This window comes from Erwinia tracheiphila, assembly GCF_021365465.1.
In the GTDB taxonomy this organism is placed as follows: Bacteria; Pseudomonadota; Gammaproteobacteria; order Enterobacterales; family Enterobacteriaceae; genus Erwinia; species Erwinia tracheiphila.
In genome coordinates this window covers 3,177,673-3,194,724 of sequence record NZ_CP089932.1, presented here as the reverse complement: position 1 = coordinate 3,194,724, position 17,052 = coordinate 3,177,673, and the positions used below count along the sequence as shown (strand labels likewise).

10 protein-coding genes and 4 pseudogenes are annotated in these 17,052 nt (G+C 53.8%); 4 read left to right on the top strand and 10 right to left on the bottom strand.

Annotated elements, in window-relative coordinates; genetic code table 11:
* Positions 1–58 precede the first annotated feature (58 nt).
* The 9 genes and pseudogenes from mdtC to LU633_RS16660 form a co-directional block, all read right to left on the bottom strand.
* The gene (mdtC, locus tag LU633_RS16700) at positions 59–3,133 is read right to left on the bottom strand and encodes a multidrug efflux RND transporter permease subunit MdtC (RefSeq protein ID WP_016189870.1); all 3,075 of its coding nucleotides are present in this window, start codon (positions 3,131–3,133) and stop codon (positions 59–61) included.
* Complete coding sequence (locus tag LU633_RS16695; protein WP_016189869.1) at positions 3,130–6,255, bottom strand: MdtB/MuxB family multidrug efflux RND transporter permease subunit; 3,126 nt, start codon at positions 6,253–6,255, stop codon at positions 3,130–3,132. Before LU633_RS16695 ends, mdtC begins: the two co-directional genes overlap by 4 nt.
* On the bottom strand, positions 6,255–7,481 hold the full coding sequence (locus LU633_RS16690; RefSeq protein ID WP_016189868.1) for an MdtA/MuxA family multidrug efflux RND transporter periplasmic adaptor subunit: 1,227 nt from the start codon (positions 7,479–7,481) through the stop codon (positions 6,255–6,257). Before LU633_RS16690 ends, LU633_RS16695 begins: the two co-directional genes overlap by 1 nt.
* Before the next feature lie 186 nt (positions 7,482–7,667).
* Positions 7,668–8,813: pseudogene (gene yegD, locus LU633_RS16685) on the bottom strand (molecular chaperone); the annotation flags it as partial.
* Between the two features lie 173 nt (positions 8,814–8,986).
* A pseudogene (tnpA, locus tag LU633_RS16680) lies at positions 8,987–9,403 on the bottom strand (IS200/IS605 family transposase).
* A gap of 83 nt (positions 9,404–9,486) precedes the next feature.
* Positions 9,487–10,040, bottom strand: a pseudogene (locus LU633_RS16675) (diguanylate cyclase domain-containing protein).
* Positions 10,006–10,200, bottom strand: coding sequence for a PAS domain S-box protein (locus tag LU633_RS16670; RefSeq protein WP_232426825.1), 195 nt, complete (start codon positions 10,198–10,200; stop codon positions 10,006–10,008). Before LU633_RS16670 ends, LU633_RS16675 begins: the two are co-directional and overlap by 35 nt.
* 57 nt (positions 10,201–10,257) lie before the next feature.
* On the bottom strand, positions 10,258–10,437 hold the full coding sequence (locus LU633_RS16665) for a hypothetical protein (RefSeq protein ID WP_232426804.1): 180 nt from the start codon (positions 10,435–10,437) through the stop codon (positions 10,258–10,260).
* 746 nt (positions 10,438–11,183) lie between these two features.
* Positions 11,184–11,780 (bottom strand): phosphatase PAP2 family protein, encoded by a 597-nt coding sequence (locus tag LU633_RS16660; protein WP_046372258.1) that lies wholly within the window; start codon positions 11,778–11,780, stop codon positions 11,184–11,186.
* Between the two features lie 247 nt (positions 11,781–12,027).
* Between LU633_RS16660 and udk the strand changes: the two genes are divergently transcribed.
* The 3 genes from udk to asmA all read left to right on the top strand — a co-directional run bounded on the left by udk (position 12,028) and on the right by asmA (position 15,227).
* Positions 12,028–12,669, top strand: coding sequence for a uridine kinase (gene udk, locus LU633_RS16655; protein WP_016189860.1), 642 nt, complete (start codon positions 12,028–12,030; stop codon positions 12,667–12,669).
* Between the two features lie 106 nt (positions 12,670–12,775).
* The gene (dcd, locus tag LU633_RS16650; protein ID WP_016189859.1) at positions 12,776–13,357 is read left to right on the top strand and encodes a dCTP deaminase; all 582 of its coding nucleotides are present in this window, start codon (positions 12,776–12,778) and stop codon (positions 13,355–13,357) included.
* A 64-nt stretch (positions 13,358–13,421) separates the two neighbouring features.
* Entirely contained in the window at positions 13,422–15,227 is a 1,806-nt protein-coding gene (gene asmA, locus LU633_RS16645; RefSeq protein WP_040465389.1) for an outer membrane assembly protein AsmA, read from the top strand.
* A gap of 95 nt (positions 15,228–15,322) precedes the next feature.
* Here asmA and LU633_RS16640 read toward each other — a convergent pair.
* Positions 15,323–15,677: pseudogene (locus tag LU633_RS16640) on the bottom strand (transporter associated domain-containing protein); the annotation flags it as partial.
* A gap of 163 nt (positions 15,678–15,840) precedes the next feature.
* Here LU633_RS16640 and LU633_RS16635 point away from each other — a divergent pair.
* Positions 15,841–16,538 (top strand): IS1 family transposase gene (locus tag LU633_RS16635; RefSeq protein WP_233481930.1). Its coding sequence is split into 2 segments (ribosomal slippage): positions 15,841–16,090 and positions 16,090–16,538, totalling 699 coding nucleotides; the frame shifts between segments, so codons are not numbered across the junction.
* Positions 16,539–17,052: the final 514 nt, after the last annotated feature.

Sequence of the window (17,052 nt, the reverse complement as noted above, 5' to 3'; positions counted from 1 at the left end):
CATAGTTGCCAGCGCACCACGGGGGAGAGGATCGTCCGGTCTGGCCTGGGCGCTGTTATCAAACACCGATGACTCCGTCTGGTTGAGGTCTGGGTTTACGCCGTAGTTTATCCATATACAAATAGACCACTGGCGTGGTGTACAGCGTTAGCAGCTGGCTCATCACCAGCCCACCCGCAATGGTGATCCCCAGCGGCTGACGCAGTTCTGCGCCGTCACCCGCGGTAAATACCAGCGGCAGCGCGCCGAACAGTGCGGCCAGCGTCGTCATCATAATTGGCCGGAAACGCAGCAGGCTGGCCTCAAATATGGCATCACGGGCGTTCAGTTTGTCGTTGCGCTGTGCCTCCAGCGCGAAATCCACCATCATAATGGCATTCTTTTTTACAATACCAATAAGTAACAGAATACCAATCAGCGCAATCAGGCTAAAGGGGGCACTGAACAGTTCCAGCGCCAGCAGTGCGCCCAGCCCCGCCGAGGGCAACGTCGAGAGAATAGTCAGGGGATGCACGTAACTTTCATAGAGTACCCCCAGCACGATGTAGACGGTGGCGATAGCGGCCAGAATTAGCCACAGCTGGCCGCTTTGCGTCTTCTGAAACGCCTGTGCTGTTCCGGCAAAGCTGCCGCGCACGCTGGCCGGCACGCCCAGCGCGGTCATGCTGCGCTCAATGGCATCGGAAGCCTGTGAGAGAGACACGCCTTCCGGCAGGTTAAAGGAAATCGTCGAGGCGGCGGACAGCCCCTGATGGTTCACCGAAAGTGGGGCGTTGGCCGGTTGCCAGCTGGCGAAGGCAGAGAGCGGAATGGGCTTGCCCTCGTTGTTGATAACGAACAGCAAATCCAGTGAACTGATGTCCTGGGTATAGCGCGGGTCAATCTCCATTATTACCCGGTACTGATTAAGGGGTTGATAGATGGTGGAGATCTGGCGCTGGCCGAAGGCGTTGTTGAGCAGACCGTTCACTTCAAGGACGTTTATCCCCAGCTGCGCGATGCTGGCACGGTCATAGATCAGCGCCATTTCTGCCCCTTTATCCTGTTGATCGGAGTTCACGTCAGCCAGCTCGGGCAGCGCGGCAAAAGCCTTGCGGATATCTGGCTCCCAGTTGCGCAAATCATCTAGGCTGTCTGAAAGCAGCGTGTACTGATAGCCAGCATTGGACTCACGGCCACCCATGCGTAAATCCTGCACCGCCTGCAAATAGAGACTGGCTCCCGGCTCTTTTGCCAGCCTGACCCGCAGTCGGGCCATCACCTGCTGCGCCGTTTCACCGCGTTGCTTTAGCGGCTTGAGTGAAATAAACATCATACCGCTGTTGGTGCGCGAACCGCCAGTAAAGCCCACCACGCTGTCCACCGCCTGATCATCACGAATAATTTTCATAAAATCCTGCAGCTTGCCGCGCATCGCCTGGAAGGAGATGCTCTGGTCAGCCTGGATATAGCCCATCAACCGCCCGGTATCCTGTTCCGGCATAAAGGTTTTCGGTATCGTGGCATAAAGATAAAAGGTCAGGCCTATTGTGGCGACAAACACCAGCAGCGCCCAGCGTGAATGGCCCAACACCCAGTGCAGAGAACGGCCGTAACTGCAATGAACCAGAGCAAACAGGCTACCAAACCGCTGACGCCGGGGGGGATGGACGGGACGGGCTTTCAGTAACCGTGCACACATCATCGGCGTCAGTGTCAGCGAAATCAGCAGGGAAAGGGCAATCGACACCGAGAGGGTCAGGGCGAACTCTTTAAAAAAACGGCCGATCACGCCGCCCATCAGCAGCAGCGGCAGAAAGACCGCCACCAGCGACAGACTCATCGACAGCACGGTAAAGCCCACTTCGTTGACACCGCGCAGGGAAGCCTGTAGCGGCTTCATCCCTTTTTCAATATGGCGGGTGATATTTTCCAGTACCACGATGGCATCATCCACCACAAAACCCGTGGCAATGGTCAGCGCCATCAGGGAGAGATTATTCAGGCTGAAGCCCAGCAGGTACATGGCAGCAAAGGTGCCGGTCAGCGATACCGGCACGGCAATTGCCGGGATCAGCGTGGCGCGACCGGACCGTAAAAAAAGAAACACCACCAGCACCACCAGAATGACCGCAATCACCAGCGACTGTTCCACTTCCGCCAGTGAGGCGCGGATAGTGGGGGAGCGGTCCTGGGAGATATCCAGCTGGATACTGGCGGGAATAATGCTGCGCAGTTTCGGCACTTCGGCACGAATTCTGTCCACCGTGTCGATAATATTGGCTTCCGGCAGCTTACGGATTATCAGTAAAATGGCCGGTTTGGCATTAGCCATACCGGCATTACGCACATCCTGTACTGAATCGGTAACGCTGGCGACATCCTGCAGGCGCACGACGGCACCGTTTTGGTAGTGTACTATCAGCGGCTGAAACTCAGCGGCTGTTTTCAGCTGATCGTTGGTTTTGACCTGCCAGCGCTGCTGGCTGTCTTCAATCATCCCCAGGGGACGGCGCTGATTGGCGTTGGCAATGGTTTGCCGCACCGCATCCAGCGACACACCCTGGTTAAACAGCGCCTGGGGGTTCAGCGCCACTCGCACAGCCGGGAGCGAACTGCCACCGGTTGCCACGTCGCCCACGCCGTCAATTTGCGCCAGCTTTTGCGCCAGCTGCGTGGAAGCATAGTCATACAGCTCACCCTGTGAATAGCTGTCTGAGGTCAGCGTCAGGATCATAATGGGGGCATCTGACGGGTTGGCTTTGCGCCAGCTCGGCCTTGAGGGCATGCCGCTCGGTAGCAGGCTTTGTGCAGCGTTAATTGCCCCCTGTACGTCGCGCGCTGCACCATTGATATCGCGGTCATAATCGAACATCAAAATAATGCGGGTGCTGCCCAGCGCGCTGGTGGAGGTCATTTCCGTCACCCCGGCAATGCGACCCAGAGAGCGCTCCAGCGGCGTGGCTACTGAAGATGCCATGGTTTCTGGCGACGCGCCCGGCAGCGAAGCCGACACCATAATCACCGGAAAATCCATCTGCGGCAGCGGGGCCACCGGCAACAGCCGCAGGCCAAGCAGGCCAGCAAGGGCGATGGCGATTGTGAGCAGAATGGTGGCGACCGGGCGATGAATAAACAGCGCAAAAAATTTCACGGCGTTTCCTCCCGCATACCCCGGCGGCGGCTGGCACGCGCCAGTCGGTCAAACAGCAAATAAATTACCGGCGTGGTAAACAGCGTCAGCACCTGGCTGGCGATCAGGCCGCCGACCATGGCAATGCCCAGCGGCTGACGAAGTTCGGCACCCTGGCCGCTACTGAGCATCAGCGGCAGTGCGCCGAACAGTGCCGCCAGCGTGGTCATCAGTATCGGGCGGAAACGCAGCAGGCAGGCCTGATATATCGCCTCATAAGGGGCCATCCCCCGTTCGCGCTCGGCGGCCAGCGCGAAGTCGATCATCATGATGGCGTTCTTTTTGACAATACCAATCAGCAAAATAATGCCGATAATGGCAATCACATCCAGCTCGTTGCCGCACAACATCAGCGCCAGCAGTGCGCCAACGCCTGCCGTGGGCAGGTTGGAGAGAATGGTGATGGGGTGAATAAAGCTTTCATAAAGCACACCCAGCACGATGTACATCACCACGATCGCCGCAATAATCAGCCAGACCGTGCTGGATAGCGCTGCCTGAAATGCCAGGGTGCTGCCCTGAAACTGGGTCATGATTTCAGCGGGCATAGCCAGTTCCTGTCTGGCTTTGCTAATGGCGTTGACCGCCTGTTCCAGTGAATAACCGTTGCTGACGTTAAACGAGAAGGTGGTGGACGGGAACTGGTCGAGATGGTTAATACCCAGTGGGCCGTACCGCTGTTCCGGGCGGGCAAGGGCACTGAGCGGCACCACAGTGCCATTGCTGCTTTTCAGGTGGATGGCGTCGAGTGCGGCCAGTCCCGGCGTGCTGCGGGTATCGTGTTCCAGCACCACGCGATACTGGCTGGACTGGGTATAAATCGTGGAGATAAGCCGCTGGCCGAAGGCGTTGTACAGTGCATTATCCACATCCGCCATTCCGATTCCCAGACGGCTGGCACTGTCGCGATCCACCCGGATAAAGGCTTCAAACCCACGATTCTGCCAGTCGCTGCTAATATCCTGTAGCTGGGGCAGGGCGCTCAGTTTCGCCATCAGCTGCGGCACCCATAAACTTAGTGCATCCAACGTGTTGGCCTGTAAGGTGAACTGATATTGCGTGCGGCTGACGGTGGTATCAATGGTTAAATCCTGTATCGGTTGCAGGTAGAGATCCACGCCGGGGAGCTGGGCCACTTCATGCTGTAATCGTTTGATCACCTGTTGGATACGGTCGTCACGTTCACTCAGGGGCTTAAGGTTGATTTGCAGTCTGCCGCTGTTCAGTGCCGAATTGGTGCCGTCCACGCCAATAAAGGCGGTAAGGCTTTCTACCGCCGGGTCTTTTATAATGCGTGCTGCCACCTGCTGCTGACGTTGCGCCATATTTTCGTAAGAGACGGACTGAGGGGCCTGCAAAGTGCCCTGGATAATGCCGTTGTCCTGCACCGGAAAGAAACCTTTAGGAATGATAACCCATAACAGCACCGTCAAGGCCAGCGTTGCCAGCGCCACACTCAACGTCAGCCACGGGTGGTTCAGCACTTTTGTCAGTATCCGGCCATAGGCGGCAATCACCCGGTCAAACAGCGCCTCGCTGGCGCGGGAGAATCGGTTTTGCTTACGCAGCGAGTCGGCATTCAGCATCCTGGCGCACATCATCGGCGTCAGCGTCAGCGAGACCACCGCTGAAATCAGGATCGACACCGCCAGAGTGATGGCAAATTCACGAAACAGCCTGCCAACAATGTCGCCCATAAACAGCAGCGGGATTAAAACCGCGATCAGCGAAAAGGTCAGCGAGATGATGGTAAAACCGATTTCTCCGCTGCCTTTCAGCGCGGCGTCCAGCGGCTTGTCGCCTTTTTCGATATAGCGAGAGATGTTTTCGATCACCACAATCGCATCATCCACCACAAAACCCGTCGCTACGATCAGCGCCATCAGCGTCAGGTTGTTGATGGAATAACCCAGAAAATAGATCACCGCAAAGGTGCCGATCAGCGACAGCGGTACGACTATGGCGGGGATAAGGGTGGCCGCGATATTGCGTAAAAACAGATAAATAATCATGACAACCAGCGCAATCGCCAGCACCAGCTCAATCTGGACATCTTTTACCGATGCTCGAATGTTAGTGGTGCGGTCGGTCAGAACCTGCATATCCACCGATGCAGGCAGCGTGGCAACCAGCCCCGGCAACATCGCACGAATGCTGTCGGCGGTGGTGATAATGTTTGCGCCGGGCTGGCGCTGCACGTTCAATACAATCGCGGGCCGCTGGTTAGCCCAGGCACCCAGCCAGCGGTTCTCTGCACCCTGTTCAATGGTGGCAATATCCCGTAACCGTACTGGCGAACCATTTTGATAGCTGACGATCAGCAGGCGGTAATCCTCAGCGGATTTCATCTGATCGTTAGCTGACAGTGTGACAGAACGCTCCGGGCCATCCAGACTACCTTTTGCCGAGTTCACGTTAGCGCTGCCGATCACGCTGCGCACCGTTTCACTGTCCAGCCCCCGCGCGGCCAGCGCCTGCGCGTTCAGCTTCACCCGCACAGCCGGACGCTGCCCGCCAGAAAGCGTCACCAGTCCGACGCCGGGCACCTGTGAAATTTTCTGGGCGATGCGCGTTTCCACCATATCCTGCACCTGAGTGAGCGGCATGCTGGTAGTGGTGACCGCCAGTGTCATAATCGGCGGATCGGCAGGGTTGACCTTGCTGTACACGGGCGGATTGGGCAAATCCGCAGGCAGCAGATTAGTGGCGGCGTTAATGGCCGCCTGTACTTCCTGCCCGGCGACATCCAGTTTTAGCGAGAGCTGAAACTGCAGGGTGATGACTGAGGCACCGCCCGTACTTTGTGAGGACATCTGCTTTAAACCAGACATCTGGCCAAACTGGCGTTCCAGCGGGGCGGTAACAGAAGAGGTGACCACATCCGGGCTGGCACCGGGGTAAAGCGTGACGACCTGAATGGTGGGGTAGTCCACTTCAGGCAGCGCCGAGACAGGCAACACGCGCCAGGCAAGGATTCCGGCAAGAAGGATCGCCACCATCAACAGCGTAGTGGCCACCGGACGCAAAATAAACTGACGGGAAGGGCCGCCGCCCTGAGGAGTCGGGGAGTGAGCCGTTTGCATCAGGCACCGGCTCCCTTTGCAGGGAGGCTACCGCTTGCCACCGATGGCGAATGAGGCGCAATCACCTCAACGCTGGCGCCTTCGGTCAGGCGATCGATGCCGTCGGTGACCACGCGTTCACCCGCGTTCAGCCCGGCGGCGATCACCACTCTCTGACTGTCTTCCGGACCCGGCGTGACGACTTTCTTGCTGACGTTATTTTCTGCATTAACCACCCAGACAAAATGGCCTTCATTGCCCATTTGCAGCGCCGCGGCGGGGATGACCACGGCATCGTGTAACGTGTTGATCTTCATTCGGGCGTTAACAAACTGATTAGGGAAAAGCGCATCGTCGGCGTTGGCAAAGCGGGCCTTCAGCTTAATGGTGCCGGTGGTCGTATCCACCTGATTATCTAAACCGAGCAGCGTACCGCGCGTCAGTAAGTGGCTGTTGCTGCGGTCCCAGGCTTCCACAACCACCGGGCCGCCTTTTTGTGCGGCGAGAATGCCGACAATGTCATTCTCCGGCAGGCTGAACACCAAATCGATAGGGTGCGTTTGGGTGATCACCACAATTCCGTTGCTGTCGCCGCTGGTAACGTAGTTGCCGACATCCACCTGCCGCAGGCCAACGCGGCCGGAAATTGGCGAGGTAACCCGGCTCCAGGTCAGATTCAGCTCGGCGCTGGCCACGTTAGCTTCATCGATTTTTAGTGTGCCTGACGTTTCGCTGACCAGCGCACGCTGGGCGTCCAGTTCCTGCTGTGAGACCAGCTTGTTTTTTGCCAGCTGCTCATAACGCGCCAGATCGCGGCGGGCGTTGGCAAGCGTGGCCTGGTCTTTCGCCAGTTGTCCTTGTGCCTGTGCCAGCGCAACCTGCCACGGACGGGGGTCGATTTCCGCCAGTAGCTGTCCCGCCTGTACCTCCTGCCCCTCATCAAAATGGATCGCGGTGAGCTCACCGTCCACGCGGCTGCGTAAGGTCACGATGTTAGCCGCTGTGACGGTGCCCAGACCGGACAGAAACTGTGGCACACTTTCGGTAACGGCTTCTGTTGCCTGTACCGGTGGCAGTGCTGCCCCATGCCGTCCCCCTTTGCCTCTGGTCTGCGACTGCCTGGCGACATCCGCATCTGTTGCCTGCATTGCCGTGTGGTTCAACCACCAGTATGTACCAGCGACAGCCAGCGACAGCGCAATGAAAAACCAAAAAAATTTACGGGAACGGCCTGTGCTTTTGTTCATGGTGGTTATCAGCTCTCCGGTAGCAAGGGTGAAGTCCTGGGGGAATGGCGTTAAGCCCCAGAGTGTAGCGAGTCTGGCAGGTAAAAAATTGAAGGAAATAAGGATAACGATTCAGCAAACGTAAGTATTAACTACCTGAAATTATTTTGTCCTGCATCAACTAAGCGTATCAGTAGCGTTTTGCTAAAGCGGCTGAGAAATTGCACTTTCCAGCGAGGCGGTGGTTATATCAGCCGCCAGCGAAGGTGCAATAAAATCCAGCGATGTGCGGGTTTGTGTTTCAGCCGACAGGGCAATTTTGCTCTCTTCGGCTGCACGAACCAGACGATAGCTCAAGCGCTGTTGCCAGACTTTCAGTAAATGTTTGACCTTTTCCGGCTCCTGCGCATCGCGAACCAGCTCCTGTAGCTGCTTACGACTGGCGGCGGCATAGAAGTCGCTTTGTGCGGGTACGTCGTTGATCGCAACAGCGTTCCACCACGGCAGCACGGGTAGCGCGATACCTTTTTCTGTTAAACCGCCCTGTCCCAACAGCGGCATCAGCTCTTTGAATGCCAGCATAATATCCAGGTCGTTACCGCCCACGCGGCAGCCGCTATGACCCAACAGGCTGCTGCTGCGATCAGATTGACTGTGCCATGTCGGTCCCATCAGTAACATCGAGCAGTCGGTGGTGCCGCCGCCGATATCCACCACCAGCACGCGAGTTTCAGCGGTTAATCCTGCTTCAAAATCCAGGCCTGCCGCCACCGGTTCAAACTGAAATTCAACCTGCCTGAACCCGGCACGGCTGGCGGCTCGTGCCAGTATCGCCTGTGCCTGACGGTTAGCGTCATCACCTCCCAGCCCCTGAAAGTTTATCGGCCGGCCAATCACCGCCTGAGAAATTGTGCTGCCAAGCTGTTGCTCCGCCTTCTGGCGGATATGCAACATGGTCGCGCAGACCAGATCCTCAAAGAACGCCACCTGTTGTGGCTTCAGCCCGCTGGCACCCAAAAAAGATTTGGGTGATTTTACAAACCACACTTCCTCCGGGTCGGCCATATAGTGAGCCAGTGAAGCCAGACCAAACTTCACGCTGTCTGGGGTAACGACGATATCTTCTTCACGGTTGAGGTTGATGGCGCGGCGCAGGATTGCCTGAGTGTCCGCATCGGGGGTCGGCACCTGGTGATGACGGAACAACCATTCACTGACTGCGTCACGCGATGGTGCACACAGCATGGAAGGCAACAGAGCGTCATCGTTTTCCATCGGCAACAGCGTGGGCACGCCGGCATTCATGACGGCTACCGAGCAGTTTGCTGTACCATAATCAAAGCCGATATACATCTGTCCCCCTCAACTGACAGTAAAAAAAGGGGCGACTTTAGCTCAGGGACATACAGAGAGCAAGGGCCGGCGTAAAAAACCACCTGCATAGCAGGTGGCATTGATTTCACCCCACAGGGGCGCACTAAGTCCAGACTCAGAGAGCCTTCCCTTCACGCTGCTTTCAGTGGAGGCTAGCTCTCTTCAACTTCATATTTTTCCTGATACTTCACGTACTTTATTATCATTTCTTCGTTTATACCTACGGTATCGACACAATAACCTCTTGCCCAAAAATCATTCCCCCGCTGCTTGTTCTTACGCAGGCAGGGAAATTTACTGAACAATCGAAGGGCTGTTTTACCCTTTAAGTCGCCTGTTACATGGGAAATCGAAAGCCGTGGAGGCACTTTTACCCGCAAATGGACATGGTCTGTCTGGTCATTCAGCTACACTACTTCTATCCCGGGCTGCTCACCTGAGATCCTTATCGGCTTACAGACCTCTTTACCAACATTGTTCCTGAGGATGCGAAACCGGTACCTGGGTGTCCATACGATGTGATATTGACAACACCAGGGCACATGAGATGCTTTCTGGAATCTGCTCATGGTTAAATCCCTGGCAGTTATGGGGATAACAGATTCGGATTTTCCCATGAGTAGCATGACTGGCAAAGCCAACTTATTGCTGGCTACCTCCACAGGAGGTGGTGTTCATGCAGGGATAAAAAGGCTGACCGCCGCGATTTACCATTTTTTATAAGACGGTTGGGGAAAACCGACAGCTGACCGCGACCGTTGTGCCTGGTGTTATAGCAGGCGAGTTCGACCTGCGACATAATTTCGCTAATATTACTGTTGCTGCCGTCAAGCAGAGTAATACCCGGCCTCGCGCCGATGGGATGGGTTCCGTTTTTCCATTTGAACACATAGCGGCTAACCGCCTGTACCAGCTCTCCGGTTATTTCCTGTGCCTGCTGCAGTGAACAGTCCGGTATCAGCACGCCAAATTCATCGCCCCCCAGCCGGGCAAGGAAATCATCACTGCCCAGGGTACGCTGCATCAGCAGCGAGATTTCATTTAACAGAGCATCGCCAGCGGCGTGGCCGAACTGTCGTTAACGGCTTTAAAGCGATCAAGGTCGATAAACACCAACGCATCTGTTTGCCGCTCATCCGCCGCCGATTGCAGTAACTTTTGCAGCTTTTGATCAAAACTGACGCGATTGGGCAGACGAGTCAGCATGTCGTGTGAGGCGCTGTAGGTCAGCCTGCGCATCATTATTGTCCGGGTGGGTAATTTGCTGGAAGTTCATGGCAGTCAGTTCTGTTTCCTGGTAGCCGGGCACGTTGCAGAGCGACTTATTAACCTGCAGCCAGAGTCCATCAACCGACAGTAGCGCCATGCTAGTCGCTGAGTATTCCATCGCGTGACCCGGAATAATCATCAGAAAAAAGGGTAACTACGGGGTATCGACTATGAATCCACTTCGTGCTGAACGGATATTCAGCAGATGCGGCGCCAGCAGCGTCATCATCGAGAGCGTGGCAAGAAAAACCATAAAGGCACCGAAGCGCGGCAGCCGTACCGCCCTGTAAAGCAGCAGCACCGCAGTCAGTTGCCACGGTAAATAGCGCAGCACGGAATAACATGATATCAGCGTACAAAACAGCGTTAACGGCGTCAATCCACTGCTGTGGATTGATTTTTTTCCGCAGCCACGCGTTTTGCTACAACAGACAAACCGGGCCGAGTGCCGGAATGCCAATACTTTCTGATACAACCCAAATGGAAAAGAAGCGAACGTTGTAATGCCCAGGGAACCAGCAGGCTGTCAGGCCACTGATTACCGGGATAACCACCACCGCACAGGCAAACATTTTTATCCAGCATGGCAGGGAATCCAGCGGTTTTTTTAGGGTCCAGAAGCTGTCGAAGCAGCAACCCGCCAAGCAGAGCCTGTCACAGGTTGAGTAACGGATATTTCAGGCTTTATAGCGACAGCCCGACCACCAGATAATTGGTCAGGATAATGCCAGTCAGACAGCTGGTTAGCAGCAACGGAAGGGATTGGTTTGCCTGACGAAAAACTTCCACGGTGAGCAGGGGGGGTAGGAAATCACATGGGGGAAATTAGCCCAATTACCTTGATCAGCTCGCCACAGAAAAAATTCAGGTTAAAAGATAATATGCCCGTCAGTACCGCATTGGCAACCCCGGAATCTGAACGGCTAGGGGGCAACAGGGTCTCGGTCGTCATTCACAAACCCGGCAGGGCAGCAGTTACGTCAGGGCAATGTTTAATCCCCGGGGAGGCTAACATAACCGACCGGGAATGCTTATGGTAATTCAACATTCATGTTTATTTGGCAGTAGTAAATGGCGTGGTTATTTAATGGAAGAAGCCTGCCGAAGTTTCAATAATTCATCCCGGGTCCACGCGTGATCGATGCCTGCAATCTTCACGGAGAGACGTTGCAGGAATTGCTGGGTAGTGGCAATGCGCCCATGGCCGAGCAGCAGAGGGACCATCAGGGCTACGCAGAGTTGCAGTGCGGAAAAGCCCTGTAACCTGGTACGCCGTTGACTGATTAAAAAAGTGGTACTGAGTATGAATCCAAGGATCAGGCCACTGATTACCTCGCTTTCTGAATGATAGTTGAGCATCAGCCGTGACAGGCCAACCATCAATGGGAGCACATAACCTACCCCCACGGCGAAGATACGCCACGCGCGTGCCAGGTGCCCTGTCAGCAGCCACAACATTACCGGCCAGAGCGTGGCAGACATCGTGCTGTGTCCGCTAAACCCAGTAAAATTAAACCGCGCACTGCCCATGCCAAACCCTAAGAAGGCGATTTTCGACAGGCTGACAATTGCCCCTGCCGAGCAAAATGTCAGGACCCACCAGACAGACGCACGACGAGCGCTGTTTTTCCAGCCAATCAAAAAAGCCATAATTACTGCGGTAGGAATAAGCAACATGCTGTCGCCAAAGTAGGTCAGAATATGCAAAGCAGGCTCAGGCACCGTGTATCCTTCTGTCAGGTTAGAAATACGAAGCGAATTGTATTCTGAACAGTTTAAAAGACAATCGATTAAAGGTATAACGGGAAAGTCTGAAAAGCTTCAGACGGTATTTTAGCTGGCATCACCCCTCCCGAATCCTTATAATTGCGCGCGAATTGATCCTCCCTTTGTCTCAGATAATCTGTAACCAGGCCTCTAATTTATGACAGATAAGTCGCATCAGTGCGTCATTGTAGGTATTGCTGGCGCTTCTGCCTCAGGAAAAAGTCTTATAGCCAGTACGCTTTATCGTGAAGTTCGCGAGCGCGTGGGTGACGAAAATATTGGCGTTATTCCTGAGGATGCGTATTACAAAGATCAAAGCAACCTGACCATGGAAGAACGGGTTAAAACTAACTACGACCACCCAAGTGCAATGGACCACCATTTGCTGCTGGCACACCTGCAGGTGCTGAAAGCGGGCCAGGCAATTGAGCTGCCGGTATACAGTTATGTCGAGCATACCCGTACCGCGCAGATCATAAGGCTGCCGCCAAAAAAAGTGATTATTCTGGAAGGCATTTTGTTGCTTACTGACGCACGATTGCGGCAGGAGATGAATTTTTCTATTTTTGTCGATGCGCCGCTGGATATTTGTCTGCTGCGACGTATGAGACGTGATGTCAATGAGCGAGGACGCTCAATGGATTCTGTGATGGCACAGTACCAGAAGACGGTCCGGCCGATGTTCCTGCAGTTTATTGAACCTTCTAAACAGTATGCCGACATTATTGTGCCTCGCGGGGAAAAAAACCGCATCGCGATAGACATTCTGAAAGCGAAGATCAATCAGTTTTTTGAATAATACGCTGGTCTTAACTGCAACTACTGTTGATTTGCAGTGCCCCGTGCGGGATGCGTCGGGGTTCTAGCCAGTACAGTTCATTTTGACTTTTAGGGAGTCGTTTCCGATGAGATTATGCGATCGTGATATTGAAACCTGGCTTGACAACGGGCAACTTGAGATTACACCTCGCCCCCCTTCAGAGCGTATAAACGGGGCAACGGTGGATGTGCGGCTGGGCAATCTGTTCAGAACATTTCGCGGGCACACCGCGGCGTACATCGATTTAAGCGGTCCAAAGACGGAAGTGAGTGCGGCACTTGATCGCGTGATGAGCGACGAAATTGTTCTCTCTGAAAGCGACGCATTTTTCCTGCATCCGGGCGAGCTGGCGCTGGCCGTGACCTTAGAATCAGTGACGCTGCCCGATAATCTGGTGGGCTGGCTGGACGGCCGTTCTTCGCTCGCGCGTCTGGGGTTGATGGTTCATGTTACCGCCCACCGTATTGATCCCGGCTGGCAGGGGCGCATTGTTCTGGAGTTTTATAATTCAGGTAAGCTGCCGCTGGCGCTGCGGCCGGGAATGCTGATTGGCGCACTGAGCTTTGAGTCGCTTTCCGGCCCTGCCGCGCGGCCTTATAATCGTCGGCAGGATGCTAAGTACAAGGGGCAGCAGGGCGCTGACGCCAGTCGTATCGATAAAGACTAGGAGAGCCTGAACTCATTTCTGGCCGGACGAGCGCCGGAATCTGAGTATGGCGCGAGGACAAGGCATGAGAAGATTTATTACCACGCTGGCCATTTTTTTGGTGGTCGTTGTGGCGGGTATGACGTCGCTGGTGCTGTTGGTTAACCCCAATGAGTTTCGCGATTATATGGTCCAGCAGGTGGAACAGCGCAGTGGCTACCATCTGGCGCTGAATGGCAATCTTCGTTGGCATGTCTGGCCGCAATTGAGCATTCTTTCCGGTCAGATGACGCTGACCGCGCCCGGCGCACAGCAGCCGATAGTGAGTGCCAGCAATATGCGCCTTGATATTAAGCTGCTGCCGCTACTGTCCCATCAGCTTGCCGTAAAACAGGTTATGTTAAAGGGGGCGGTAGTGCGTCTTACCCCTGAAAGTGACAGCCAGCGGCCCGTGGATGCGCCAGTAGAGCCCTCTAATACGTCGCCTGCGGAGATCTGTCAGGACTGGAGGTTTGATATCGGACAACTGCGTGTGGATGACAGCCTGCTCATATGGCAGCAAAGTAATGGTGAGCAAATAAATGTGCGCGATTTTAACCTCAGGCTTTCTCAGAATCCTCAGCGTCTGGCGAACATTGAACTGACCAGCCGTATCAACCGCGATCAGCGTGAGCTGTTATTGAACCTCAGTGCAGAGATGAATCTGAGTCAGTCCCCCGACCTTATAACCGCCACGGTCAATCAGCTGAATTATCAACTTACCGGCGCGGATTTGCCGAAAGAGGGCTTGCAGGGCCAGGCAAAAATGCAGGCCACCTGGCTTGCTGATAAGCAATCTTTCAAACTGCAAAATATTGCCCTGAACGCTAACGACAGCCAGCTTGATGGTACGGTTAGCGGTACGCTTGGCCGTCGTCCGCAGATCGCGGTCACATTGCATTCACCACTACTTAATATGGATTCACTGCTGGGGCTCAAAAGCAGCGCGGGCAGCAATGTCCAGGGCCTGGAAGCCCAGCGTGCGGGTCCTGCACCGGTTATTTCTCAAACTGAAGGCGAGGGCAACGGCAACACATTGCTGAATGCCCTGGACGGGATGCTTAACCTCAACGTCGATAAAATGCGCTGGCGTGGCATGGATCTGGACAGGGTGACGCTCAACGCCAGCAGTAAAAATGGCCTGGTACAATTAGCAACGTTAAATGGCAATATTGGTTCGGGTAGCTTCTCTTTACCGGGAACAGTGGATATGCGGAATCCGCAGACGAAAGTCGCCTTGCGCCCCGTGTTGCAAAAAATGGCGGTTGAACCTCTGCTGAAAGCCTTTGATTTACCACCTTCAGTGACCGGTGATATCTCGCTCACAGGTGATTTCAATGGCAATGGACTGAGCGTGCCTGCTTTCAGGCGTGCCTGGAAGGGGACGACGGAAGTCACTCTGGATAACGCGCAGATGAATGGCCTGAACTTCCAGCAGATGATTCAGCGTGCGGTGGAGCGGGGAAGTAACCGTGTCCGTGGGCCTGACAGTATTGAGGCGAGCAGTAATCTGCAACATATTACCGCGAGCGTGGCGCTGAATAATGGTCTGCTGGCGTTTGGTGATATGCAGGGGCAAACGTCCATGCTCAATTACAGCGGAAAAGGAAGTGTCAATATCAGTACTCAGCAGGCCGATCTTACCTTTGGCATCACCATGACGCAGGGCTGGCAGGGAGACATGGAACTGGTCAGCAGGCTACAACAAACGCCGATACCGCTTCGTATCTATGGTCCCTGGTCTGCATTGAACTATTCATTGCTAATTGATCAGGTGTTGCGGCAGCAACTGCTCGATGAAGCAAAAAAACGCCTCAAAGCCTGGTCAGACCGAAATCAGCCTGCTGGTTAAGCTACCTTCAGTGCTGCAAAAGCCCTGTGGTCAACTCTGCCCGGGTGACAGGCTTATTCAGCACAAGGTGGAACGATTTGAACTTTCTGCATCTATTCTGCTTCTCCGGGCAGCTGCTGCATATGTTCCATGAGCAATCCAGCAAGCGTTTGATATTCTCTTTTCCTCAAGAGGCAGGTAGGTCACCAGATCTTCCAGCGGCATATGACCGTTTGCCGTCCAGTTGCCATCGGCATTTTGTTGTATGTCATAACGAGGATCGAGCCTTTCCCCCTCATGGGGTAAATTACCCACAATGGTTTCCATTACATCACTTAATGTCACGACGCCTTCAACTGAACCAAACTCATCAATGACAAAAGCAAAATGCGTCCGGGCCGAACGAAACAGCTCAAGGGCCTGCAGCAGAGTAAGCTGCTCCGGGAAAACCAACGGATGACGAATGAGCGTAGGGCTATCCAGATGCTGGTAGTGCAACGTCTGTTGTGTGGAGATTAAAATTATTTTGATAGTAGTTAAGCGGATATTATTTAACAAACAGGAGGAGGACGCCAATAGTCGGTCGTGACGCAGACTTGCTGATCACGTATGCTTTGCGCTTTGGATGTAACATATGGCTAAAGTTGATGTCGTCTGCCCTCAGTGCAATGAAACTCATGCTGTACGATGTAACGGACATTCAGCATCCGGTGCCCAACGTTACATCTGCAAGCATTGTTCAAAGACCTTTCAGCTCAACTTTAGCTACGCCGGTGCCAAACCAGACACACACCAGACCATTGTTAATATGGCCATGAATGGTTACGGATGTCGCGATACCGCACGGGTCCTTGGTAACAGCCTCAATACGGTTCTGCGGCACGTAAAAAAATTTCGCCAAAGCAGGTAGCTGAGAATATCGACCCCGAAACGGAGGTTGTTATCTGCTGTGAAGCCGGTGAACAATGGTCTTACGTGCGGTGTAAAAGCAATCCCCGATGGTTGTTCTATGCTTATGGCCGTATCCGCAAACGTGCTCTGGCCCATGTCTTCGGTCCGAGAAATGCCCCGACCCTGCGACGATTGCTGGCCCTGTTAAGCAAATTTAACCTTGCCTTTTATATGACAGATGCGTGGCCGGTTTATAAAGTTCTGTTAAGTGCAACAGGCCACGTGGTGAGCAAGAAATATACCCAACGGACAGAACGACATAATCTTAATCTTCGCACACATATCAAACGACTGACCCGCAGAACAATTTGCTTTTCGAAGTCAGGGGAAATGCACGATAAGATCATCGGTTGGTATCTTACTCTTCATCATTATCAATAAATATGCGTCACGACCCAATAGTCAGCTGCGCGATTCAGGTTATTACTTATAAACTTTCGTCTTAAAATTATCTGAAAGATTGCTCGAGGATTTGATCGGATTTTTTCAGGGGCATTTGTGCAAATGACCGAAATACTCCCGGCAATGCTTAAAGGATAAAATTAAATTCAACAGGAAAAATCTTATTTTCATTCGGGGTTATTCTTGTATTTTATCAGGGTAGTAATGAGAGCAGGTAATGCTGATTTTGAGACAGGAGGTAGTCTTAATCCTAAAAGGCATATGAAAAGAGGAGGATGCTTGTAAACAGGCCAGTAATAACTAGTATAGCAACGTGTTAGTTAACGACATTCTCGGGGTTCAGTTTGGTGAGAGTGTGATAAGTATTTAACCAGGTAATAAATTGTGAAGGCGGTAAATGCGTAGCCGTGCCGAAGCAGACGTTAAGTGGATAAAGCTCATTGGCAGCTGCAAGTCAAGAGCGGTAGCGTGTCCCGAAGAAACAACAATACCA

Excerpts from the sequence above, each read along its gene's own strand:
- LU633_RS16695 (WP_016189869.1), bottom strand. The coding sequence starts at position 6,255 with ATGCAAACGGCTCACTCCCCGACTCCTCAGGGCGGCGGCCCTTCCCGT.
- LU633_RS16690 (WP_016189868.1), bottom strand. The coding sequence starts at position 7,481 with ATGAACAAAAGCACAGGCCGTTCCCGTAAATTTTTTTGGTTTTTCATT.
- LU633_RS16670 (WP_232426825.1), bottom strand. The coding sequence starts at position 10,200 with ATGGCGCTACTGTCGGTTGATGGACTCTGGCTGCAGGTTAATAAGTCG.
- LU633_RS16660 (WP_046372258.1), bottom strand. The coding sequence starts at position 11,780 with ATGTTGCTTATTCCTACCGCAGTAATTATGGCTTTTTTGATTGGCTGG.
- udk (WP_016189860.1), top strand. The coding sequence starts at position 12,028 with ATGACAGATAAGTCGCATCAGTGCGTCATTGTAGGTATTGCTGGCGCT.
- dcd (WP_016189859.1), top strand. The coding sequence starts at position 12,776 with ATGAGATTATGCGATCGTGATATTGAAACCTGGCTTGACAACGGGCAA.
- asmA (WP_040465389.1), top strand. The coding sequence starts at position 13,422 with ATGAGAAGATTTATTACCACGCTGGCCATTTTTTTGGTGGTCGTTGTG.